The 21,711-nt window shown below is 37.2% G+C and carries 22 protein-coding genes, 1 pseudogene and 1 other annotated feature; of the genes and pseudogenes, 13 read left to right on the top strand and 10 right to left on the bottom strand.

Annotated features, from left to right (window positions below; genetic code table 11):
• Nucleotides 1-49: 49 nt before the first annotated feature.
• Nucleotides 50-253: a hypothetical protein gene (locus AC1UFB_RS14590; RefSeq protein ID WP_482589426.1), complete on the bottom strand. Its 204-nt coding sequence runs from the start codon at nt 251-253 to the stop codon at nt 50-52.
• Between the two features lie 115 nt (nt 254-368).
• Between AC1UFB_RS14590 and pdxR the strand changes: the two genes are divergently transcribed.
• Complete coding sequence (pdxR, locus tag AC1UFB_RS14585; protein WP_482589425.1) at nt 369-1,778, top strand: MocR-like pyridoxine biosynthesis transcription factor PdxR; 1,410 nt, start codon at nt 369-371, stop codon at nt 1,776-1,778.
• A gap of 52 nt (nt 1,779-1,830) precedes the next feature.
• Here pdxR and AC1UFB_RS14580 read toward each other — a convergent pair whose 3' ends face one another.
• The 3 genes from AC1UFB_RS14580 to AC1UFB_RS14570 are packed head-to-tail and all read right to left on the bottom strand — an operon-like array spanning nt 1,831 to nt 3,855.
• Nucleotides 1,831-2,508 carry a DUF2568 domain-containing protein gene (locus tag AC1UFB_RS14580; protein ID WP_482589424.1) on the bottom strand — a complete coding sequence of 226 codons (678 nt, stop codon included), beginning with the start codon at nt 2,506-2,508 and terminating at the stop codon, nt 1,831-1,833.
• 6 nt (nt 2,509-2,514) lie between these two features.
• Nucleotides 2,515-3,114, bottom strand: coding sequence for a TetR/AcrR family transcriptional regulator (locus tag AC1UFB_RS14575; RefSeq protein WP_078989535.1), 600 nt, complete (start codon nt 3,112-3,114; stop codon nt 2,515-2,517).
• 27 nt (nt 3,115-3,141) lie between these two features.
• Nucleotides 3,142-3,855, bottom strand: coding sequence for an MBL fold metallo-hydrolase (locus tag AC1UFB_RS14570; protein ID WP_061786595.1), 714 nt, complete (start codon nt 3,853-3,855; stop codon nt 3,142-3,144).
• 154 nt (nt 3,856-4,009) lie between these two features.
• Here AC1UFB_RS14570 and AC1UFB_RS14565 point away from each other — a divergent pair, with 154 nt between their 5' ends.
• The 5 genes from AC1UFB_RS14565 to AC1UFB_RS14545 all read left to right on the top strand — a co-directional run bounded on the left by AC1UFB_RS14565 (nt 4,010) and on the right by AC1UFB_RS14545 (nt 8,409).
• Nucleotides 4,010-4,357 carry a LysR substrate-binding domain-containing protein gene (locus tag AC1UFB_RS14565; RefSeq protein WP_482589423.1) on the top strand — a complete coding sequence of 116 codons (348 nt, stop codon included), beginning with the start codon at nt 4,010-4,012 and terminating at the stop codon, nt 4,355-4,357.
• A gap of 94 nt (nt 4,358-4,451) precedes the next feature.
• Entirely contained in the window at nt 4,452-4,958 is a 507-nt protein-coding gene (locus AC1UFB_RS14560; RefSeq protein WP_025909552.1) for a MarR family transcriptional regulator, read from the top strand.
• Nucleotides 4,953-5,168, top strand: a binding site (T-box leader). (Overlaps the previous gene by 6 nt.)
• Before the next feature lie 37 nt (nt 5,169-5,205).
• The gene (gene tyrS, locus AC1UFB_RS14555) at nt 5,206-6,450 is read left to right on the top strand and encodes a tyrosine--tRNA ligase (RefSeq protein ID WP_076512463.1); all 1,245 of its coding nucleotides are present in this window, start codon (nt 5,206-5,208) and stop codon (nt 6,448-6,450) included.
• Nucleotides 6,451-6,673: 223 nt separating this feature from the next.
• Nucleotides 6,674-7,675, top strand: a complete 1,002-nt coding sequence (locus tag AC1UFB_RS14550; protein ID WP_061786593.1) for a DUF3231 family protein — start codon at nt 6,674-6,676, stop codon at nt 7,673-7,675.
• A gap of 128 nt (nt 7,676-7,803) precedes the next feature.
• Nucleotides 7,804-8,409: a hypothetical protein gene (locus AC1UFB_RS14545; protein ID WP_025909893.1), complete on the top strand. Its 606-nt coding sequence runs from the start codon at nt 7,804-7,806 to the stop codon at nt 8,407-8,409.
• A 285-nt stretch (nt 8,410-8,694) separates the two neighbouring features.
• Here AC1UFB_RS14545 and AC1UFB_RS14540 read toward each other — a convergent pair whose 3' ends face one another.
• A complete protein-coding gene (locus tag AC1UFB_RS14540) occupies nt 8,695-8,940 on the bottom strand; it encodes a hypothetical protein (RefSeq protein WP_237072005.1) in 246 nt (81 codons plus the stop codon).
• A gap of 287 nt (nt 8,941-9,227) precedes the next feature.
• On the opposite strand from AC1UFB_RS14540, the gene AC1UFB_RS14535 reads away from it, so the two are divergent.
• Both AC1UFB_RS14535 and AC1UFB_RS14530 read left to right on the top strand, forming a co-directional pair.
• Nucleotides 9,228-10,091, top strand: a complete 864-nt coding sequence (locus AC1UFB_RS14535; RefSeq protein WP_100347143.1) for an SDR family oxidoreductase — start codon at nt 9,228-9,230, stop codon at nt 10,089-10,091.
• 120 nt (nt 10,092-10,211) lie between these two features.
• Nucleotides 10,212-11,294 carry an iron-containing alcohol dehydrogenase family protein gene (locus tag AC1UFB_RS14530; RefSeq protein WP_076512461.1) on the top strand — a complete coding sequence of 361 codons (1,083 nt, stop codon included), beginning with the start codon at nt 10,212-10,214 and terminating at the stop codon, nt 11,292-11,294.
• A gap of 58 nt (nt 11,295-11,352) precedes the next feature.
• Here the strand turns inward: AC1UFB_RS14530 and AC1UFB_RS14525 are convergent, their stop codons facing one another.
• Entirely contained in the window at nt 11,353-11,634 is a 282-nt protein-coding gene (locus AC1UFB_RS14525) for a hypothetical protein (RefSeq protein ID WP_061786202.1), read from the bottom strand.
• 305 nt (nt 11,635-11,939) lie between these two features.
• On the opposite strand from AC1UFB_RS14525, the gene AC1UFB_RS14520 reads away from it, so the two are divergent.
• From AC1UFB_RS14520 to AC1UFB_RS14510, 3 genes are all read left to right on the top strand, one after another.
• Nucleotides 11,940-12,380, top strand: a complete 441-nt coding sequence (locus tag AC1UFB_RS14520) for a DUF5392 family protein (RefSeq protein WP_025909898.1) — start codon at nt 11,940-11,942, stop codon at nt 12,378-12,380.
• Nucleotides 12,381-12,546: 166 nt separating this feature from the next.
• Nucleotides 12,547-15,306, top strand: coding sequence for a phosphoenolpyruvate carboxylase (gene ppc / locus AC1UFB_RS14515; protein WP_328101689.1), 2,760 nt, complete (start codon nt 12,547-12,549; stop codon nt 15,304-15,306).
• A 65-nt stretch (nt 15,307-15,371) separates the two neighbouring features.
• Nucleotides 15,372-15,518 (top strand): hypothetical protein, encoded by a 147-nt coding sequence (locus tag AC1UFB_RS14510; protein ID WP_025909900.1) that lies wholly within the window; start codon nt 15,372-15,374, stop codon nt 15,516-15,518.
• A gap of 53 nt (nt 15,519-15,571) precedes the next feature.
• On the opposite strand, the pseudogene mgrA reads toward AC1UFB_RS14510, so the two are convergent.
• Nucleotides 15,572-16,563, bottom strand: a pseudogene (gene mgrA / locus AC1UFB_RS14505) (L-glyceraldehyde 3-phosphate reductase).
• Nucleotides 16,564-16,716: 153 nt separating this feature from the next.
• On the opposite strand from mgrA, the gene AC1UFB_RS14500 reads away from it, so the two are divergent.
• The gene (locus AC1UFB_RS14500) at nt 16,717-18,057 is read left to right on the top strand and encodes a D-serine ammonia-lyase (protein ID WP_328101691.1); all 1,341 of its coding nucleotides are present in this window, start codon (nt 16,717-16,719) and stop codon (nt 18,055-18,057) included.
• Here AC1UFB_RS14500 and AC1UFB_RS14495 read toward each other — a convergent pair.
• Nucleotides 18,042-19,529: a UDP-N-acetylmuramoyl-L-alanyl-D-glutamate--2,6-diaminopimelate ligase gene (locus AC1UFB_RS14495; protein ID WP_482589422.1), complete on the bottom strand. Its 1,488-nt coding sequence runs from the start codon at nt 19,527-19,529 to the stop codon at nt 18,042-18,044. The genes AC1UFB_RS14500 and AC1UFB_RS14495 overlap by 16 nt on opposite strands.
• A gap of 549 nt (nt 19,530-20,078) precedes the next feature.
• On the opposite strand from AC1UFB_RS14495, the gene AC1UFB_RS14490 reads away from it, so the two are divergent.
• Nucleotides 20,079-20,768 carry a FadR/GntR family transcriptional regulator gene (locus tag AC1UFB_RS14490; RefSeq protein WP_061786206.1) on the top strand — a complete coding sequence of 230 codons (690 nt, stop codon included), beginning with the start codon at nt 20,079-20,081 and terminating at the stop codon, nt 20,766-20,768.
• Between the two features lie 66 nt (nt 20,769-20,834).
• Here AC1UFB_RS14490 and fabZ read toward each other — a convergent pair whose 3' ends face one another.
• Both fabZ and AC1UFB_RS14480 read right to left on the bottom strand, forming a co-directional pair.
• Nucleotides 20,835-21,272: a 3-hydroxyacyl-ACP dehydratase FabZ gene (gene fabZ, locus AC1UFB_RS14485; protein WP_328101693.1), complete on the bottom strand. Its 438-nt coding sequence runs from the start codon at nt 21,270-21,272 to the stop codon at nt 20,835-20,837.
• Between the two features lie 104 nt (nt 21,273-21,376).
• On the bottom strand, nt 21,377-21,556 hold the full coding sequence (locus AC1UFB_RS14480; protein ID WP_025909905.1) for a hypothetical protein: 180 nt from the start codon (nt 21,554-21,556) through the stop codon (nt 21,377-21,379).
• Nucleotides 21,557-21,711 lie beyond the last annotated feature (155 nt).

The following is a 21,711-nucleotide window of genomic DNA, read 5'->3' as shown; positions in this document are numbered from 1 at the left end:
CGTATCATACCAAGAGGGCTCTTTTTTGTTCAAGTCCCCGAAAATCCTTCTAACAGGAATGCTCCTTTTGCATTAAAGCATTATTGATAAAGGTTTCCATGCAATTTTTTGTTGTAATTGTTTCCGGTAGATGTTCCCATATAGATTGGTTTTGCCCAATTTTACATAACCCTTCTAGATGCTTTCTATCCATTGGTACAATACAAACTTGATCGCCTTTTAATTCCGGATTAATCACTTTTTCGTTATTCATATTAAATTAAACTCCTTTACTTATTATTTATGTTTATTATAAATAAGGAATGGTACCTGTTAAAGAATCAGATGTGGTATAGTTTATGGTGTCAGTCTATAAAGGAGAATAGAATATGCTAGAAGTTACTACTCATTTAAATAAAAATTCAAAAGAGCCTTTATATATACAGCTGTCTGCCTATTTAAAGGCTGAAATTAGAAACGGAAACATCAAGGACGGAGAAAAGTTGCCATCAAAAAGAAATTTAGCTAATCATCTTGAAATTAGTCAAAATACAGTAGATAATGCTTACCAACAACTTTACGCAGAAGGATACATTGAAAGCCGACCAAGAAAAGGAATGTTTGTAACTTATACAGAACCAAACCTATTTATATACAAGTCCTCATTAGATACCCAAAAGAGAAAACAACATTTTTTTAAGGATTCAACTAATGCTATAAATATTGATTTTAACCCTGGAGATATTGATATAACACATTTCCCTTATAGAAAATGGAAAAAATATACCATTGAATCTATAACTAGCGAAAAAAGTCAATTGTTCTTTCATGGACATCCTCAAGGCGATATATTACTTCGTGAACAAATTGCCTCTCATTTGTATCAATCCAGAGGAGTTAAAGCTAGTCCAAATCAAATTATTATAGGGTCAGGTAATCAGTATTTAATTATTATGCTGTTGCAATTATTAAATAATAATCCTCACTATGGTATAGAAAACCCTGGATTTTGCCGTATTCGAAATACTTTTCAGAAATTTGGCGAACAAGTCTCACCAGTTACTGTTGATAAGCATGGAATGAATGTTAAACACCTTTCTAATACGATGTCCAATATTGCATATGTCACCCCTTCACACCAATTTCCTTTAGGGGTAATCATGCCAATCTCTAGACGATTAGAACTTTTGAATTGGGCTTATGAAAGTACAGATAGATTTATTATAGAGGATGATTATGATGGTGAATTTCGATATACAGGAAAACCTATTCCCTCTCTTCAAGGTCTAGATACTCAAGACAAAGTTATTTATCTTGGAACTTTTTCAAAATCCTTAATTCCTTCTTTACGTATTAGTTATATGGTTCTCCCTATACGTTTAATAGAAGCTTACGATAAAAATTATCAATTCCACTCGCAAACTGTTTCTAGGTTTCATCAAAACACCTTATACTTGTTTATGAATAATGGAGATTGGGAGCGTCATTTAAATAAAATGCGATCTATTTACAAAAGAAAGAGACAAATTTTCCTGTCTTCTATTCAAGAAAGATTTAAGGAGAAGGTAAGTATAATTGGTCAGAATTCAGGATTGCATATAGTTGTCGAAATTAAAAATAATATGAACGAAGAAGAGTTAATAACATCTGCCTTATCTAAAGGAGTTAAAGTATATCCTTGTTCTGTGCATTATTATAATGTAGGTGAATCAAATCCTAGATTGTTATTGGGCTTTGGAGGGCTAACTGAAGATGAGATTAAAAATGGAATTAACTTATTAGCAGAAGAGTGGTTATAAATGTTAAAAATTTGGTTTTCCCATAAACAAAGATAAGGTATGTTGATTTACCCTATCTTTGTTTAAATAGTAAATTTACAACCTTTAGAATAAAGAGCATTATAAAAACTAAGCTGCATCCTATCCATTGTATGAATTCTAGCCTTTCGCCTAAGAATAAGGATCCAAACACAATGGTTAGGGTAACTCCTAACATTGAAATAATAGAAGCCTTTTCTGAACCAATTATTTTTATCCCTTCCAATATAAAGGTATAAGAGAGAAAAGTTGATGTAAACGCTAAAATAAAAGCATACATAAACGCTGCAATAAAAACTAATCCTGAACCTATGAGATTTTTTTCAATAATATTGAAATTCCATCCTCCTATAGACAAAAATAACCCTAAAAAAACTACCGTAAATACCAATAAAGATTGCATAGATAATCTTTTTTTAGAGATTACAGTAGAGATAAGTTTACCAGTAGCATACAGGGCAACAGAAGGAAGGCCAAATACAAGCAGTTCGAGCATTATATGCATAGACATAGATAGTTGAACTTGGGAACGTGGAGAACCGAAAACTCCCCAAACAATTGCAATTATTAATGGAGCACCTATTGCTAACAGTACTCTCATTACCCCTTTTCCAGTTTGTGCTCCCCAGTAAGCTAGTGAGCCAAGTGCAAATAATTCTAAGGAAAATCGCAACGCCAAATTTAAAACCTTTATGAATGAAAGAATATTCATTTTAAATTAATCTCTTAAATATTCACTTTTTTTACTCTCTTGTTTAATTGCATCTATCCCTGTTAAAAAAATATCTATTAATGTATGAAAGCTTATATCAAGATCAAGAGGAAGGCCGAACCCTCTCTTCTGTTCAAGCGAAGCAAAACCATGTAAGATACTTCGTAATCCCCGTGTCGCGTGTATTGTTTGATCTTCTCCTAAGTCGTATTCATTAAGTACTTGAATAACAGTATCAACTGTTTCGTTTTGTATGCTCCTAAGCTCCAAATCTTCAGGGTCAGGAGAACGAAGCATTGCTTCGTACAAACCAGGGTGATTACGAACAAAAAACATGTAAGCTTCTCCTAATGCACGAACTGCATTATCTTTTGAACGCCCTACAGTTGCACGTATTAATACTTTATGAAGTTGTTCGTAACCATAAACAGCAAGCTTTTTCCTTAACGCTGGTAATCCGTTTATATGGTTATATAGAGAAGGGGGACGAATATTCAACGTTTTTGCAAGAGAAGCTAATGTTACTTCATCTATCCCTTGTGTATCTGCCATTTTTGTAGTGGCTTGTAAAATAGTATCTAAATCAAGTCCTGGTCTTGGGGTCATATTTAACTATTCCTTTCTTAAAATATACTAAATGTGTTCAATATTTAATTTAGCTTTTGTAATAGCGTGGGTTATAGCTTTTTCTGGTTGTTTTAACATTTTTCCATGCCCTACAGCAAGTAATGAAGGGTTATATTCTAGTAATTTATGTGCACTCTGAAGTGCAGTTTCCTTATTCCACGTAGCCATTGCTGGAAAAGGAAATAAAGGTCTAAGTTGGCCAGTTACTGCCATACCACCTCTTGTTTGGAAAGCATCACCAGCGATTAAGGTTCTACTACGCGTATCAAAATATGCCATTGAGCCTGGCGTATGTCCAGGAGCAGCTATCGCGATAAGTGAACCAATTTGATCTCCATTTTGTAATAAAATATCTGCTCGGGTTTTCAAATTTTTAGGTACTCCACCACGTATAGGAGTATCTGGTTCATTAGGATCCAGTGTAATGTCCCCACTCATTAATCGAGCATCTCTACTTGAAATATGTACAGGAACATCGGGAAGTAGTTGTTTTATCTTATCAAGTGCTCCTACGTGATCGTCGTGCGCATGTGTCAGAAGAATACGTGTAATTGGTTTATTAATTTTTTTAGCAGCTTTTAATATTTTCTTAGCACTGTAAGGAAGTGCAGCATCAATTAAGGTTAGACTATCATCCTCTTCAACTAGGTAACAATTAACCGGGAAAAAACGGGGTAAAAAAGTCAATTGATATAAATGTCCTTCGCGAATGATCCTCATAGGAACATCTCCTTCTCATGTTAGCTTTAAAACTATTGTTATTTATATATTAACTAATATAGTTAGTTAATGCAAGCTAAGATACGTTTTTTTATTACTTTCTAGTTCTTATACTGTAACTTCTAATTTTTTTTAGACCATACATAAGAGGGCTTTGAAGTGGTTCACGTATGGGTTGGAGCTACTGATTATTAGAAGGTATTGGCGCGAGCATTTTAAAAAGCGTCCTGATATTCAAGCAGCCCACGTTGTTCCAGATTTAAGAGCCATATTAGAAGCAATTGAACAAGGCATGGGGATAAGCGTCTTACCAACGTATTTAGTTCAAGATTCAATCGCACAAAATCGCTCTAAAGTATTGTTTTCAACACTGCACGTCTCCAATACAATTTATGCTGCTTATAAATCGGATCATAAAAGTCACCCTGCGTTTCAAGAGATACTTTTAAAATTACAGAAAAAGCATGAAGTCACGTTTAGGCTTCATGCTTTTTTTATATAGAGCTTGCTTTTTAGGTTAAAGTATAGTTTAATTACACTTATATAAATTAATTATTAGGTAGCTAATGATTCTGAAAATTCAAGGTAAGGTGCGAATGGATAAGAAAAATAAACATCAAATAGAAGAGGTAGATCGTTTAAAGGTTTTATCTGAAAGCCTAGGAGAAGACGTTGATTTACACGCAGTAGCAGTTGCTACCAATCTCTACAGAGCAGCTCAATCTTTGCGCATTGTGATGGAACGCGACGTACTATCAGCTCATAAACTATCGTGGACTGCATTTTCATTACTATATGATGTGTGGGTATGGGGGCAAAGGGAAACAAAAGAGTTAGCTGTTTCTTCAGGCGTTACGACGGCAACAATTAGTACCATAACGAATACATTAGAGCGCAAAGGCCTATGTAAGCGCAGTGCTGACCCAAGAGATAGACGTCGTGTTAGCATTAGCCTAACAGAAAAAGGTGAACAAGTAATTAAAGAGCTGTATCCAAAATTTCATCAAGGTGAAAAGAAGCTTGTTCATTCAATGGAAGTAAGTGAGCAAGAACGGTTAGCTGAGCAGCTTCGCTATATGATTCAAAATATTAATAACGTATAGGCATTGAGAGGATCTTAGTAGTTTTTATCTCCCTATTTTTCAGAGAGCCAGTGGACGGTGTGAACTGGTATATAGATAAAAGTGAATTACATTCCTTGAGCTTTCTTTGTGTAGCAGCAAAGAGCGGTGAGTAGCCGTTAAAAAATGAAGTGGAAGAGAACAGCTCTCTTCAACAAGGGTGGTAACGCGTGTAAGAACCACGTCCCTTATTTAGGGGCGTGGTTTTTATTATTTTTAAGGAAGTAAAATGGAAAACTTTTTAGCACAAGCAACAGAAAATCAAAAAGCAGAGATTGAGAGGCAATACAAATTATATAGTTTTGGAACTCAGGAAATCATTCCTGCGGATGAACTGAAGCAAAAAGTAGCAAAGGCCGTTATAACAGGTGCACCGCTGAAAATTAAGCTAGGATTGGACCCTTCAGCTCCTGATGTTCATTTAGGGCATACAGTCGTATTAAATAAGCTTCGTCAATTTCAAGAAAATGGGCATGTTATTCAGCTTTTAATCGGTGATTTCACAGGTAAAATTGGTGATCCAACGGGTAAGTCTATTGCGAGAAAACAATTAACGGATGAGGAAGTCAAGCATAATGCCAAAACGTACTTTGAACAATTCGGAAAAGTGCTAGATATGAACAAAGTAGAACTTCACTATAATTCCTTTTGGTTATCAAAGCTTAATTTTGAAGACGTCATTAATTTAGCAGGGAAAATTACCGTATCACGCTTACTAGAACGAGATGACTTTGAAAAGCGTTTAGGAGAAGGAAAGCCAGTTTCTCTTCACGAATTTTTCTATCCACTTATGCAAGGGTATGATTCTGTAGAATTAGAATGTGATATTGAACTTGGTGGAACAGATCAGCACTTTAATATTTTAATGGGACGTCACTTTCAAGAGAAGTATGGAAAAGAAAAGCAAGTAGCCATGCTTATGCCTTTATTAGAAGGGTTAGATGGAGTAGAAAAGATGTCTAAGTCCAAAAAGAACTACATCGGTATTGATGAAGAGCCTTGGAACATGTATGGAAAAGCAATGTCAATTCCAGATGAACTCATGATAAAGTACTACAAGCTTGCTACGGATGTACCTTTAGAAGAAATTGAAGAGATGGAACGAGGTTTAACAATGAACACGAAACATCCTCGAGATCTAAAGATGCAGCTTGGTAAAACAATTGTACGAATGTACCATGGTGAAAAAGCTGCACAAGAAGCTGAGAATCATTTCAAAACGGTCTTCCAAAAAGGAGCTTTGCCAGATGATATTCCGGTGATGAAATGGGAAGGTTCAGAACAACTTCCAATCATTGAGCTATTGGTTGAGCTAGGACTTCAAACCTCTAAAAGTGAAGCCCGTCGGATGATTAAAAATGGTGGGGTAAAACTAAATCAAGAAAAAGTAACAGATGAAAACTTACAAGTAGCCATAGAAAATGACTTAATTGTTCAAGTTGGCAAAAGAAAATTTGTTCAGCTTAAAAGATAACGGAGAAAGCTCTCATACCAGAGAGCTTTTTTTCATGGCTACATATTATGATTAAAAATGCAAATAGTAGTAGTATCAAAAAAAGTAAAGATATAGAGATGAGAACGCCTAAATTAGAAGCCGCGCTATGTAGTATTGCTTTTAAGGGACTTACTCAGAATTTACATAAGAGATTAATCAAAGGTATTTTATTTATCTTGATAAAGTATAGGAGGCACCATAAATGACAAGTCATATACCACTTAGCTCAAGTGAACTAGCAACGCTATGGATGACGTATCAACAAAAAACAATGTCTCAGCGGTTACTGGAACATTTCATTGAGCATGCAGAAGATGAAGAAGCTAAAGAAATTTTAACATCTACGCATAATAAAATTGTTCATTATATAGAAAGAATAAAACAAATTTTTGAACAAGAAGGAGCCGTTGTGCCCGTTGGATTTACAGAACAAGACGTAAATACAGAGGTACCAAAACTTTACGACCACCTATTTGACATTATGTTTTTACGCTTATTAAAGCAAATGAGCATGGGGTTACACACTCTTCATTTAAGCATGGCACATCGTGATGATATCGTGTCTCTATTTCAAGAGCTAACAGAATTTACGCAAGGCGTATATAGCAAATGCGTAGATTATTTACAGAAAAAAGGTGTTCTAGTGAGACCACCTGTGGTATCCATGCCAAAAGAAGTAAAGTTTGCTAAAGGTACAGGGTATATGAATGGTATGAAGCTATTTTCTGAAAAGCGAGCGCTTAATACGGTCGAAGTAGCGCATATTCATTATGCAGTGGAAACAAATATTTTAGGCATGCAAATGATAACAGGATTTGCACAAGCTGCTAATGAGCCAGAAGTACGTAAATATTTTATAAAAGGGAAAGAGTTATCAAAGAAAATTATCGCTAACTATACGCAGCTGCTTCTCGCCAGCGACATTCAAGCTTCATCGACGTGGGCTGGTAAAGCAACAAATTCTCAAATAGCACCATTTTCAGATAAACTCATGATGTACTGCACAAGTATCTTCTGTAGCTTCGGATTGGGAAGCAACGCGCTTGGAACAGCCTTTAGCTTACGAAATGACCTTCCGCTACTTTTAATTGATACGGCTAAAGATATCTTAACCTATGGTCAAGAGGGTGGGAAAATTATGGCAAGGAACGGCTGGATGGAAGAACCACCGCAGATGGAGGATCGAATAGATTTAACAAAATAAAAAAAGTAAAAAAAGTGCAAGACAACCGTTTGTACATGGTAGAAATTACCCTTCATTTCAGTTATTATAAAAGAAAAATGAGTTGTTAGACAATCAGGTGGCTAACCGTAATAGGGTAGGGGAAAGCGATGTTAAAAGAAACGGTAAAAGAGTATATTGAAGTAGAACTAAGAGGAAGTTCGGGACAAAAAGTAGAGCTTTATGAAGAGGAGAAGGATTTTGCAATGAAAAACGAATTAATTCCAGAAGGCGTCACAATTTCTTCCAAAGCTGATTACACTAGATTTGCGGATGCATATGTGGAGAGAGTAGATAAAGAGTCCGAAAATTTATTATCTGAAGAAGCTGCTGGTACATTTTTAAAAGAGCCAATTCAATATGTTAAAAACCATCCGAATGAGTTTATTTATATTGAATGTCAATCATTTGATGTAATTCGTGTTGAAGGGGTTTCTGTAGAGCTTGATGATGTTTTTCGTACGTACAAAGTGCTTTTAGGACTGCGTCAGCCGAAAAAAGTAGGTTCTCATATCAAAGCATTTTTAACAAATCAATTGTCAGAGGGACAAAACAGCTTTCAAGCACTATTTAACGACAAAGACGGTATGTGGGACATTAATATTGATATCGAATCAATGAAAGGATTTGATGAAAACCTTTCTCTACATGATACGTTTGAATTAATTTATCACGTATTGTTTGAGCTAGTTCAGTATATTGATGAGCAAAAATAAAAAAGGATGAACCATAAGTATTTCAGTTAATGATATATCCAAACTATCGCGAGTTAACTGCTTTTGATAGTTTGGGTATTTTTTGTTGGTTCCAAGACAAGTTTAAAAAGCTAGTGAAATGGAGCTTAGGACACGCGACTCCTACGCTCCATTCCACCCTGTTTCCAACATTGTTTTCACAATCAACAAAAAACCTGAACGATTAAAAGTGAGAAACTCTCAATCGTTTAGGTTTATCATTGGCTGAAATCCTTATATCCCAGCCTCTCAATCATGAAGTTAGATTTAGCGACTACCACCATAAATACTGCCTGCAGAAGAAGTAATAGTGCCATTGTTGACATTCAACGTATAGGATAGCCCGCCAGAACCAGACCATGTTGAAAGGTTAAACGTGTTTCCGTTAAAGAGTTTATAAATAGAAACGTTGTTGAATGTTAGCGGTACACCACTTAAACAAGTAGTTGGTGCTTGGTTTGTTTTCGCCATATAAACTGCAGCGTTTACAGCTCCTGGCTGCGTAACGACCATTAATCATCCATTTAAATGCTTCGTCTACATCCGTACTGCCTCCCGTGTAGACTTGTCCGAAAGTCGTGGTTGTCGCTTTATCAACTGAACTGCCCTTTGTATAGAGCGTATAGTTAGCTGCTGCAGCTGAGGTTGGTAAGGTAGATAGAAGTAGTCCTCCTGTTAAAGCGATGCATGTGATCATACGTTTACCAAAGTGGTTTCTCTACAGATAATTAATCTATAATGGGTGTATATGGTTGAATGAACCTGTGTTAAACAACCACTAAAATAGAGAGAGTGATAACATGAGTCAATTTCCTGAGTTTAAAGAACAAACAGTATTAATTACAGGTACCTCAAGCGGGTTTGGTTTACTTAGCGCGTATCACCTTGCCAAAGCTGGATATAATATCATCGCTTCAATGCGCAATTTAGAAAAGAAAAGTGCTCTGCTAAGGATGTTAGAAAAAGACAAGTTAAAGGAGAGGGTAACGTTTGTTGAACTAGACGTTACGTCTCAGCGTTCAGTTGACCAGTTAACTGCATTTTTAGATAAGGGTAACGGGGTTGATGTGTTAATTAATAACGCAGGATTTGCGTTTGGTGGTTTTAGCGAAGAAATTCATATAGATGAATACAAAGAGCAGTTTGAAACGAACGTATTCGGTGTCATGAGGGTGACTCAAGCGGTGCTTCCGTTTATGCGAGAAAAGCGCAGGGGTAAAATTATTAATATTAGCAGCATCAGTGGGTTAATCGGCTTTCCGGGATTATCGCCGTACGTATCTTCTAAACACGCACTCGAAGGATATAGTGAAAGTTTACGGCTTGAGTTAAAGCCGTTTGGAATTGATGTTGCTTTAATTGAACCAGGTTCTTATGCGACGAATATTTGGACAACAGGTAAGAAGGTATCGAAGCATTCGTTGAATGAAGGATCTCCTTACCACGCTTATATGCGCGCAATTGAGAATGAGCTACAGGCTGGTGAGAAAAACCTTGGTGACCCTGATCAAGTTGTTTCTTTACTTCTTTCTTTGTGTAACCAATCTCAGATAAAAAAACTTAGACATCCTGTTGGTAAAGGGGTCAAGTTATCCATATCGGTAAAGCGTATGCTTCCGTGGAGCGTTTGGGAGAGAGTCATCATTAAAAAGTTGTTGAAATAAGACATTAAGAGCTTTTACATAAGTGAAAGACTTTGTAGGGTTTGCATGCCAAATTCTTCTATCGTATACTGAGTTAATTAACGAAAAATTAAAAATTATGAAACGGTTAAGGAGGACAACATGAGTGAACCTAATATTGTAAGAAGTGGCCCTAATCATTATATTTGTGAAATAGGTGCTGCGAAGAAAATTGACGAGTATATAGCAAGTTTTTCTAGACCAGTAGTTTTTACAGGATTCAAATCATTTGATGCTTTTAATCAATACGGTGCATTGCCTGAACATATTCCAGTTATCCAGCATAAAGGGTATTGTTATGATGAAGATATTCATACCTATGCAAAAGAACTTTATAACGTTGATTTGGTAATTGGAATTGGTGGAGGTATTGTACTAGATAGTGCAAAATCATTAGCGGATTATTTAGACGTTGAAGTTATTCTTGTGCCAACGATTCCTGGAACATGTGCAGCAACAACGCCTCTTAGCGTGATGTATGATGGAGACGGGCAGTACGTTCGCGTTGATTACCATAAGAGAGCGAGCTTTTTAACAGTTGTAGACCCAAAGCTTTTACTTTCATCTCCTGTTAACTATGTTAAAAGCGGCATTGGAGATACTCTAGCAAAATGGTACGAAGCAGATGCGATTATTCGAAACACGAAAAACGCACATGAACTTTCAGCAATGGTATATTCAGGTCTTAATCAAGCAAAATATATTAGAGATATATTGATGGCAGATAGCGAAGCTGCTATTAAAAGTTTACAAGAACAGAAGGTTACCCCGGCATTTACGAGGGTAGTAGAATCCATTATTATGATTGCTGGAACCGTTGGAGGATTTGCGGTTCAGTACGGGCGGGTATCAGGTGCTCACGCAGTTCATAATGGACTTAGCTTTGTTGAAGAAGCTCATCATGTTCTTCATGGTCAAAAAGTGACATATGGTATTTTGGTTCAGCTTATGTTAGAAAACCAATTAGAAGTGGTCAAAGAACTTATACCGTTTTACGAAGCGTTAGGGTTTCCGCGCACGCTCTCAGACTTAGGGATTAAAGAAAAAGAAGAAGCTAAACAGCTAGTAGCAACTCATGCAATTAAGGAAGAAGAAGCTCTTCGCTTTATTGGGGATTTTACAAAAGAAGAAGTAATAAATGCAATGGACCAAGTAGAGGACTTCACATTAAGCACACGTCTATAAAGGCAATGAATGAAAGGTATGAAAAAATGCCTCTTAAAAGAGAACAATTTTTCATGCCTTACGTTGTTTTTAGACGTTTATATTCACTAATAAACGTTGAGGGATCTGCTTGAATTTCATATTTGAAAACACCTTGATGAGTATGTAAATACAGTAATCCTTTTTCTGAAGAAAAGGGTTTATATGAAATGTCCAAAACTTGTTCTAGCGTGAAAGACCGCGCGTTACACTTTACTTGAGTAGTGAAAAGCTGGAGTTCGTACTCTTGTTTTATATAATATTGCTGAAAGCGATCAACTTTTCTAACCACATATGAATACATAATGCTGGAAATTAGCATAGTGTAGACTCCCTTCTAAAGGTTTTTGTAGGGCTATGATAGCATGAGAGTGTCAAAAAGCGAAACATTTGACAATGAAACTTACATTTTCTAAAATGATAGTAATTATAGGATGTTGCTCTAAGGGGAGTAGCTTTTACAATAAGGTCGTCAGTACAGAGCATATGCTCTCGGCTTTGTTGGAAACGAGTTCGTTGTTAGCAAGACCTTACCAATAAGCAGGTAAAGGTCTTTTAGGTTATGAACATGCCGCTACCTAATTGGTAACGGCTATTTGCATATTTAAACATAAGGTTGGGGATTTTGTGAAACTATTATCATTACAAATGTCAGCGTATATTCAAAAAGAGGTGGAACAGCTTCAAGAAAAACTTTCACCTTTTACGAAGAAAGTATCACGCTATATGTTTTGGTCACTGCCTCTCATCGCAGTTTCTGTCTTCAATTTAGGGTTTATGCTTTTTACAGATCCTGTTACTCGTGAAGCGCTACCGATGTTAGGTATATATGCTCTGATTGGAGCAATTGGTATGGCGTTATCAAGAGAAACGAAATTAAAGCGTAAAGAAATGCGGAAGGTAGGAGCAGAATACGCAATTGAGCGCATTCAAAAAAGTGAAGTGGTCTCTTCATATCGTAAAGAAGAATACATTGAGCGAATTAAAGCACAGCCGCTTGCAATGATGGCTCATTTTATCCAGTTCTTAAGCGAGGAAGAAAATAGAATGAAACGTGCAAATATGTAACTTTGTAATGACAGGTATTCCTTACTGAGTACCTGTTTTTTTATATAATAAAAAATATGTTAGGTTTTTTTACATGAAAATTGAATTTATTTATGATATACTGTAATTAGTTTCAATTTTCTAAAAAATGAAACGTTAGATTTTTTGTCAAGGGGTGGAAGAAGAAATGACGGTTTTACAAACTACTGAGCAAGACAACAGCGTCGCATTGCGTCGAGACGTCAAGTTTCTTGGACAACTACTAGGAAATGTATTAATTTATGAGGGTGGACAAGAGTTACTTAATAAAGTTGAAAAAATACGTGAAGTGGCAAAAATACTTCGTGAACATAATAATCAGGATATCTATGAACAGTTAAAATCTGAAATAACAAGCATTGAAGATCCAATGAGACAGCAAGTCATTCGTGCATTTTCTGTTTATTTTCATCTAGTTAATATTGCGGAACAAAACCACCGCATTCGCCGCAAGCGCGAGTATCAGCAGCAAGAAGAAGCAAACATACAGCCTGGATCACTTGAAAAAGCAGTAAGTGATTTGAAAAATAGTGGCGTAACAGCGGACGTTATTACAAAACTTCTTGAAACGCTGTCTTTAGAGTTAATTATTACAGCGCATCCAACAGAAGCAACGAGAAGAAGCGTGCTGGACATCCATAAGCGAATTGCTGATATTTTACAAGCGTTTGAACAAAAATCAGTAACAAAACGTGAACGGGAAGAGTTAGAAGAGCAGCTTTTTAACGAAGTCATGATTTTATGGCAAACGGCTGAACTACGAGATCGTAAGCCGCGCGTAATGGACGAAGTGGCAAATGGATTATACTATTTTGATGAAACGTTGTTTGAAGTATTACCACATATTCATCAAGATCTGGAGGATTCATTGAAACGCTACTATCCTGAGCAGCAGTGGCAAGTGCCAAACGTTCTGCGTTTTGGATCTTGGATTGGTGGGGACAGAGATGGTAATCCAAACGTAACGCCAAAGGTAACGTGGCAAACCTTAACAAAGCATCGTAGCGTAGCGGTTCGTAAGTATAGAGCAGCTTTATTGAATTTAAGGGAGCGCCTAAGTCAATCAACAAAGCGAGTTTTAATTTTAGAAGATTTAGTGCAATCGGTTGAACAAGAAAAACAGCTTTTGCCTCAAAAGAAAAGATGGCGCGTGCCTCATGAGGTATATCGCTGTAAATTAACGATTATGCTTCATAAGTTGGAACATGTTGGACAAGAAGGTGGGTATAAGCAGGCTGACGAGCTACTTAATGATATTAAGCTTATTCAAAAAAGCTTACGTTTACATCATCCGATGCAATATGAATTGAAAAGCGTTCGTCAACTAATTCGTCAAGTAGAATTGTTTGGCTTCCATTTAGCAACGCTTGATATTCGAAATCATAGCGGTGAACATGAAGCAGCAATTAAAGAGATTTTATATTCAGTTGGCATTGTAGAAGACTATTCTTCCTTGACAGAAAAAGAAAAGTTGGAGCTGCTAAGCGGAATCTTACAAGATCCTCGTCCGCTTATTTCGTTCACTGAAGACTATTCGCCAGAAACAAAGCAAATAATTGAAGCGTTTCAAATGATTAAGCGTGCACATGAAGAATTCGGAAAGCGTTCGATTGAAGTCTACTTAATTAGCATGACCCAATCAGCTAGCGATTTATTAGAAGTAATGGTTTTGGCAAAAGAAGCAGGAATCTATCGTTTGCATGCCAACGGAGAAATTGAAAGTTATTTAAACGTTGCCCCTTTATTAGAAACGATTGATGACTTAACGGCTGGGCCAAAAATTATGGAAGAGCTATTCCAACTTGATTTTTATCGAAAACATTTGGCAGAACAAAATGATTTACAGGAGATTATGCTGGGGTATTCTGATGGAAGCAAGGATGGCGGAACGTTAACGGCAAACTGGAAGCTCTACAAAGCTCAGCAGGAAATTCATGATATGGCGAAGCGCTATAACGTACGCCTTAAATTTTTCCATGGTCGAGGTGGATCTCTTGGTCGAGGCGGTGGTCCATTAAACCGAAGTATTTTATCGCAACCTGCTGAAACGCTAGGAGACGGCGTTAAAATTACAGAGCAAGGAGAAGTATTATCCTCTCGCTATTCGCTATACGACATTGCGCACCGAAGCCTAGAACAAGCGGTTTCAACCTTGCTAACAGCAGCTGCCAAAGTGTCGTCTGAAGCTGAACAAACGGATATTCGTACATCTCAGTGGGAAGAAGCGATGAACATTGCATCAAAAGAAGCGCTTGCTCATTATCAGCATCTTGTGTTTGAAGATCCAGACTTTTTAACATACTTTAAACAAGCAACACCGTTACCAGAGTTAGGTGCTCTTAACATTGGATCTCGTCCAATGAGTCGAAAAGGCAGTGACCGTTTTGAAGACCTGCGAGCTATTCCATGGGTATTTGCTTGGACACAAAGTCGACAGCTTTTGCCTGCTTGGTATGCAGCTGGAACGGGTCTTGTACATCTTATCAAAAAAGAAGGAAGTCTTTCTCTACTGCAGCAAATGTATAAAGAGTGGCCGTTTTTCCGCTCAACAATTGATAATTTGCAGATGGCTTTAACGAAAGCAGACTTAATGACTGCGAAAAACTATACTTCAATGGTTGAAGACAAAGCGATTGCTGATCGAATTTTCGGAGCGATTGAGAAAGAGTATACCGAAACGAAAGAAGCAATTCTACAAATTACGGATCAAGAAGAATTAATGGAGCACCTACCGAATATTCAATCGTCTATTCGATTGCGAAATCCATACGTTGATCCGTTAAGCTTCTTCCAAGTCGAACTTATTTCCAAACTTCGTCAAGCAGATGAAGAGCAGGCTGATAGACTTCTACAAGAAGTGTTATTAACTATTAATGGAATTGCGGCCGGCTTGCGTAATACAGGCTGATTTTCTAGCGTATGATGCCCGAAAAAGTGGAGAAGCTAACGGGGTATCAAGCTGGAGGTGATAACATGAGCAATGCAAAAGGACGTTCAAAGAAAAATTTACCGACTGATGCCAATCATGTAAATGCTCAGGAGAAAGCTGAGCAAATGCGTATGACAGATGAGCGCAATCAAAAGCATAATGATGGTCGCAAATACGATGGGAAAATCTAAATGCGCTCTCACAAAAAAACCTTCTACTCTTATCTGGAGAGCAGAAGGTTCTTTTAGCTATTTAAGATGGCATCAATCTGGCGAAGTTCATCTTGCGTAAATGAACGTTTATGAAGGGCTGCAACGTTCTCTTCAATTTGACTTACGCGACTTGCTCCTATGAGGGCAGAGGTAATATTTCCATCTCTTAACACCCAAGAAAGAGCCATTTGAGCTAAGCTTTGTTCTCGTTTCTGTGCAATTTGATGAAGTCTTTGCACTTGATTAACCACCTTTGCAGTTACGCGCTTCGCATCTAAAAAGCCGGTTTCTTTTGCTGCTCTCGAGTCTTGTGGAATGCCGTATACGTATTTATTCGTAAGCAACCCTTGCTCAAGCGGACAAAATGCAATGGAGCCAACCTGATGATCTGCTAGCACATCTTGGAGTCCGTCCTCTATCCAACGATTAAACATTGAGTAGCTTGGCTGATGAATGAGAAGGGGTGTGCCGAGTTCATTTAAAATATGCACAGCTTCTTTTGTTTGCTCCGCGCTATAGCTTGAAACACCTATATATAGCGCTTTTCCTTGTTTTACAATTAAATCAAGCGCTTGCATGGTTTCTTCAAGAGGGGTATTAGGGTCAGGGCGATGAGAATAGAAAATATCAACATATTCAAGATCCATGCGCTTTAAACTTTGATCTAAACTAGCAACAAGGTATTTTTTTGATCCCCATTCTCCATATGTACCTTCCCACATTCGATAGCCCGCTTTTGTAGAGATAATTAATTCATCTCGATAAGAGGAAAAGTCTTCATTTAACATTTTTCCAAACATCTCTTCAGCAGAGCCTGGTGGTGGTCCATAGTTGTTTGCTAAATCGAAATGAGTAATTCCTAAGTCAAAAGCCCGTCTTAGCATGGCTTTTCCATTTTCAAACGAATCTACCCCCCGAAATTATGCCAAAGTCCCAGTGACAGTGCGGGAAGCAGTAAGCCAGAGTTTCCACACCTGTTATAAATCATTTCTTTGTACCGCTGTTCATTTGCGCTGTAAGCCATCACACATGTCCCCCTTTTGTTTAATGAAATCGCTTTAATCATAATAGGGAAATCAAAAAATGTCACTTAATTTATCTTTTGGATTAGCATTAATAAAAGAATAGTTCATGATAAAATGATAATAAAGCATAGACAAAAGAGGGGGGAATAAGGATGGAAATAGAAAAATACGACGTAGTAAGGTTAACAGAAACATTTCCGGTTATAAAAGAACTTATCCAACTCACAGAAACCTGCTGGATGAACCCAAACAAGCAGTCTTTTCAACTACATAAACAAAAGATGCCACTAACTGAGCAGGACGTTAAGGATGCAGAATCAAGGCTTGACCGGTTTGCACCTTATTTACAGAATGTTTTTCCCGAAACGAAAGAAACAAAGGGAATAATTGAGTCACCTTTGATTGCCATTCCTACAATGAAATCGCGTTTAGAAAGCCGTTTTAGCCAACAAATCGAGGGAGAACTTCTGCTTAAGTGTGACCATGACTTACCCATTTCGGGGTCAATTAAAGCGCGAGGTGGCATTTATGAAATTTTAAAGTATGCTGAAGACTTAGCTATTAAACATAACATGCTTTCGTTTGAAGATGATTACCGAAAGTTTGATAGTGAAAAATTTCGTTTGTTTTTTCAGCAGTATACAATCGCGGTAGGGTCGACTGGGAATTTAGGATTAAGTATTGGAATAATTAGTGCTAAGCTTGGCTTTCAAGTAACCGTTCACATGTCAGCTGATGCCAAGCAATGGAAAAAAGATTTGTTAAGAAGTAAAGGGGTAACGGTTATCGAGTACACAGATGACTACAGTAAAGCTGTAGAAGAAGGGCGTAAGCAGTCATCACTTGATCCAATGTGTTATTTTGTAGATGATGAAAATTCAAAGCATTTATTTTTAGGTTATGCTGTAAGCGCCATTCGTTTGAAAAAGCAGCTTGCTGCAATGAAGGTCAAAGTAGACAAAAACCATCCTTTATTCGTGTATTTACCGTGTGGAGTTGGAGGTGGTCCAGGCGGAGTGGCTTTTGGCTTAAAGCTTATGTATGGCGATGATGTTCGCTGCTTTTTTGCTGAGCCAACCCACGCACCTTGTATGTTGTTAGGTTTAGCAACAAATCTTCATGATAAAATTTCTGTGCAAGATATTGGTCTTGATAATATAACTGAAGCAGATGGATTAGCCGTAGGAAGGCCATCAGGGTTTGTTGGTCAAGTAATTGGTCCAGTTCTAGAGGGGAGCTACACAATCAGTGATGATGAAATGCATCGATTGTTAGCAGAGTTGGCTGATAGCGAAGGAATTGAATTAGAGCCATCAGCACTAGCCGGTATGATGGGACCAGTAATGGCAAACAGACAGCTGTCTCGACAAACACTTGAACATGCGACTCATATTGTATGGGCAACAGGTGGAAGCATGGTACCACTAGCAATAAAAAAAGAGTACTATGAAAAGGGAAAACTGGCTTTAAGGAGTTTTTATAATGCTACATAATAAGATTCAATAATAGCTTCATCGGAGTGAGGAATATACTCTCCTTTTACAATTTGAGACCCGTTGATACAGCCGCTGGTTAATAAAATAACATCATTTGCTCCTCCAAGCTCTAAGGATTCTAAGACTCCTTCTCTTCTCGTTGGAGCTCGGTGAAGGTTCGAAGCATTGGGATGAGCAAATCCTGTAAATACTTGGTCAATGATATCGTTAGGGTTATGAAAGCCAGGATGGTCAACGGTAACAACAACTTCATCCACTTGTCCCTCAATGATGCTGGCCATTTTGGGCATTTTGTTAAAGTCTCGGATGCCAATTCCAGCAATCATCACAATTAAACGATTATATGTTAATTTTTTTACTTCTTGCAAAAGTCGAGTTAGAGCTACAGGCGTATGAGCATAGTCAAGGATAATCTTTTGATTTTGTGGCCCTTCAATTACTTGGAAACGCCCTTCAGGACTAGCGAGCTGTGGTAGAACGTTAAGAATATCCTCAATGTGAAAATTAAGCAGTAGCGCTGTACCGATAGCTGATAGCACATTAGCAATATTATATTCGCCAAACACAGGGACGGTTACTGGATAAATGTTGTCGTTATAATGAAGCTCAAACGTTGTTCCTTTTTCTTCTACGCTGATAGAATCAGCACGCAGCGTTGCGTTGGAGTTCTTGTTGAGACTATAAGTAACCATTGGATTTTTAAATAGTTGAAGCAAATTTTTTCCCATCAAATCATCATCAACGTTTATAACAGCCGTTTTGGCTTGTTCAAATAGCTTCATTTTACAGTTTTTATAGTGTTCCATCGTTTTATGATACTCAAGGTGTTCTTCTGAGAAATTTGTATGAATAGCGACATCGAATAAAATTCCTTCAACGCGCTTTTGATCAATGGCAATGGATGAAACCTCCATGACAGCTGCCTCATCTCCGAATGTTTCTAGGTCATGAAAAATTTGGTGCAAATCAATTGATTCAGGCGTTGTGGGGGTGCTTTTTTGATAGGTTAATTTTTTATGTGAAGACCAAATCCCCGTCGTGCCAATTGAACCTGTTGGTAATCGGAGTAGCGTTAATAATGAACGTACGTAAGCTGCTACTGTTGTTTTTCCGTTTGTACCAGTTACGCCAATTGTTTTGAGCTTTTCATCCGCTTGTTGGAAATAGAACTTAGAAATATTTGCCATTGTTTTTCGAACATCATCTACAACGATAAACGTACAGTGCGGATACTTATCATGAAGTTGTTGAAAACAACGATGAACGGATCCAAAGACTCCTACAGCTCCTTTTTGAATAGCTTCTTCTATAAATTGATATCCGTCCGCGTTTTCGCCTTTCATGCTAAAAAATAATGACGAGTTTTTGACATGTTTCGAGTGATAAGCGAGATGTAAGACGCGCTGAGAAGTTGGGCCGACTAGTTGCTTAATTTGAATGTCAGGTAACTGTTCAAAGTTTAGTATCATGATTTTCCTCACCATTTAGTTTATTTTACAAGTTAACTTGCAGAAATTACCGTTTATAATGTTCTTACTATTTGTCAGTTTGAATTGAACTATTCGCAAGAACATATATGAACCATACAAAATATCTAAATAGAATTTCAAATTCTGACTCTTTTCCCTTAAAATAAGAGTGATAAACAAGGGGTAATATGGAAAAAAACCTTTTTAATCCTTGGTATCTCGCTATTTACAAAGAAGTTTGCTGCTATATAGTGAAAAGGGAAATAGTGGAATGTTATGTCAAAAAAACATGAACATCCATTCATTTATGATTTGTTTTCATGTGAAAATTGTGATAATTATAGAAATTTTTTTACATTTTTTTAAAAATTAATGTATACTTGTAATACAAAGAAATTTTAAAGCGGTTACATATGAGAGGTTTACACTTCATCAAGGGGACTCAGTACAGATTAGTTGGGATCTTACATCGCGTAAATCCCTCTTTCGTGCAGGGAGAAGAATGTTGTAGACGAATAAGACAAAAAGCAAACAGAGAGGGGAATAATAATGTTTGTACCAATTGAGCGTAAGAAAGTATCAAGTCAAGTTCTTGATCAGTTAAAGAAGATGATAAAGGAAAAGACTTTTCCGCCTGAATCTCGCTTACCATCTGAGCATGAGCTTTCGAAAATGTTTGGTGTTAGTCGTGCACCTATTCGTGAAGCGTTAAGCGTTTTGTCAGCTAGTGGATTAATTGAATCCAGACAAGGTGGAGGAAGCTATGTTAAGCGAGTAAACTTAGCAGGCATGCTTGATCCGATGACGTTTGAAATGGTTGAAGCAGACCAGGTGTTAGAATTAGTTGAGATGCGAATTATCATTGAATCAGAAGCGGCAAGCCTAGCGGCTATTCGTCATACCGAAGAAGAACTACTAGAAATTAAAGAATCGTTAGAAGCATTCAAAGGAACGATTAAAAATAGTGCTGAAATTGGTTATGAAGCAGATTATCGCTTTCACCATGATATTGTAAAAGCGGCACATAATTCATTTTTGCTTCACACAGTAGAGAACTTGGGTCATCTATATCGCAAAGCGTTAGCGTATTCGTTAACGCAAAGGCCTGAGAGTCGCAAGCAGGTTCATGAAGATCATGATCGCATCTTTGAAGCAATTAAAAATAGAGATGCTCAAGGTGCAGCAGAAGCAGTTCGTGAACATTTAGAGCATGTTCGTATGAAAGTGAGGCAAGGATAATAGATTCACAAAAAAGAACGCTAGCAATGGCGTTCTTTTTTGTGGCTTCCAAATGCTCTAAAGTAGTTATGCTTGTTTTGGATTAAACAATGCAAACGTTACGTCCGCTTCACAAGCCACTTCGCCATCGACCGACGCAACAGCACGAGCTTTCGCAATCGTACCGCGCACGCGTGTCATTTCTACTTCTAAACGAAGCTGATCGCCAGGAACAACTTGCTTTTTAAAGCGACAGTTGTCGATACCTGCAAATAAGCCAAGTTTTCCTTTGTTATCATCTTTTTTCAACATAACAACGGCGCAGACTTGAGCAAGTGCTTCTACAATTAGAACACCTGGCATAACTGGATATTCAGGAAAGTGTCCGTTGAAAAATTCTTCATTAGCCGTCACGTTTTTAATACCTACGGCACTTTTGCCTTCTTCTACTTCAATAATACGGTCTACTAGTAAAAATGGATAGCGGTGAGGGATAATTTCTTTAATTTGCTCAATTGTTAGCATAATGGTCTCTCCTTTATGTAAAAACTTATACCTGATACTAGTATCAAACTATATACGTACAAAGTCAACTTGTAAAGAGTAAAATTAATAAAAGTGCATGGATCTCATTTCGGTTCCGTTAATAAGATTTGGGTAAAGCGATAAGTGAAATAACATTGTCCAAATAAACCTAACATTCCAAGTGGAATTAAGAAAAGGTATCTTTCAGAATACAGCATGCTAATAGAAAAGAGTAAAAAGCAGGCTGTGATTGTTAATAGATGAATGACTAGTTTACGTGTCATGAATTAGACCTCTCTCTTATAAGAATCGTATACCATATTTTATTATATTTAGTTATGTTTGGATTTTTATAAAAAGAGGGTGGGACATCACTAGTGTTGCATAAATGTTGACGCAATTTTCAGTTTAATGTTTTTTCCTGTTTAGAGCCAAAAAA

The organism is Priestia sp. KCTC 13724, assembly GCF_056820425.1.
This window is presented reverse-complemented; position numbering and strand designations above follow the sequence as displayed.

Coding starts and splice junctions, on each gene's coding strand:
- AC1UFB_RS14590 (WP_482589426.1), bottom strand. CDS start 253: ATGAATAACGAAAAAGTGATTAATCCGGAATTAAAAGGCGATCAAGTT.
- pdxR (WP_482589425.1), top strand. CDS start 369: ATGCTAGAAGTTACTACTCATTTAAATAAAAATTCAAAAGAGCCTTTA.
- AC1UFB_RS14580 (WP_482589424.1), bottom strand. CDS start 2,508: ATGAATATTCTTTCATTCATAAAGGTTTTAAATTTGGCGTTGCGATTT.
- AC1UFB_RS14575 (WP_078989535.1), bottom strand. CDS start 3,114: ATGACCCCAAGACCAGGACTTGATTTAGATACTATTTTACAAGCCACT.
- AC1UFB_RS14570 (WP_061786595.1), bottom strand. CDS start 3,855: ATGAGGATCATTCGCGAAGGACATTTATATCAATTGACTTTTTTACCC.
- AC1UFB_RS14560 (WP_025909552.1), top strand. CDS start 4,452: ATGGATAAGAAAAATAAACATCAAATAGAAGAGGTAGATCGTTTAAAG.
- tyrS (WP_076512463.1), top strand. CDS start 5,206: ATGGAAAACTTTTTAGCACAAGCAACAGAAAATCAAAAAGCAGAGATT.
- AC1UFB_RS14550 (WP_061786593.1), top strand. CDS start 6,674: ATGACAAGTCATATACCACTTAGCTCAAGTGAACTAGCAACGCTATGG.
- AC1UFB_RS14545 (WP_025909893.1), top strand. CDS start 7,804: ATGTTAAAAGAAACGGTAAAAGAGTATATTGAAGTAGAACTAAGAGGA.
- AC1UFB_RS14540 (WP_237072005.1), bottom strand. CDS start 8,940: ATGGTCGTTACGCAGCCAGGAGCTGTAAACGCTGCAGTTTATATGGCG.
- AC1UFB_RS14535 (WP_100347143.1), top strand. CDS start 9,228: ATGAGTCAATTTCCTGAGTTTAAAGAACAAACAGTATTAATTACAGGT.
- AC1UFB_RS14530 (WP_076512461.1), top strand. CDS start 10,212: ATGAGTGAACCTAATATTGTAAGAAGTGGCCCTAATCATTATATTTGT.
- AC1UFB_RS14525 (WP_061786202.1), bottom strand. CDS start 11,634: ATGCTAATTTCCAGCATTATGTATTCATATGTGGTTAGAAAAGTTGAT.
- ppc (WP_328101689.1), top strand. CDS start 12,547: ATGACGGTTTTACAAACTACTGAGCAAGACAACAGCGTCGCATTGCGT.
- AC1UFB_RS14510 (WP_025909900.1), top strand. CDS start 15,372: ATGAGCAATGCAAAAGGACGTTCAAAGAAAAATTTACCGACTGATGCC.
- AC1UFB_RS14500 (WP_328101691.1), top strand. CDS start 16,717: ATGGAAATAGAAAAATACGACGTAGTAAGGTTAACAGAAACATTTCCG.
- AC1UFB_RS14495 (WP_482589422.1), bottom strand. CDS start 19,529: ATGATACTAAACTTTGAACAGTTACCTGACATTCAAATTAAGCAACTA.
- AC1UFB_RS14490 (WP_061786206.1), top strand. CDS start 20,079: ATGTTTGTACCAATTGAGCGTAAGAAAGTATCAAGTCAAGTTCTTGAT.
- fabZ (WP_328101693.1), bottom strand. CDS start 21,272: ATGCTAACAATTGAGCAAATTAAAGAAATTATCCCTCACCGCTATCCA.
- AC1UFB_RS14480 (WP_025909905.1), bottom strand. CDS start 21,556: ATGACACGTAAACTAGTCATTCATCTATTAACAATCACAGCCTGCTTT.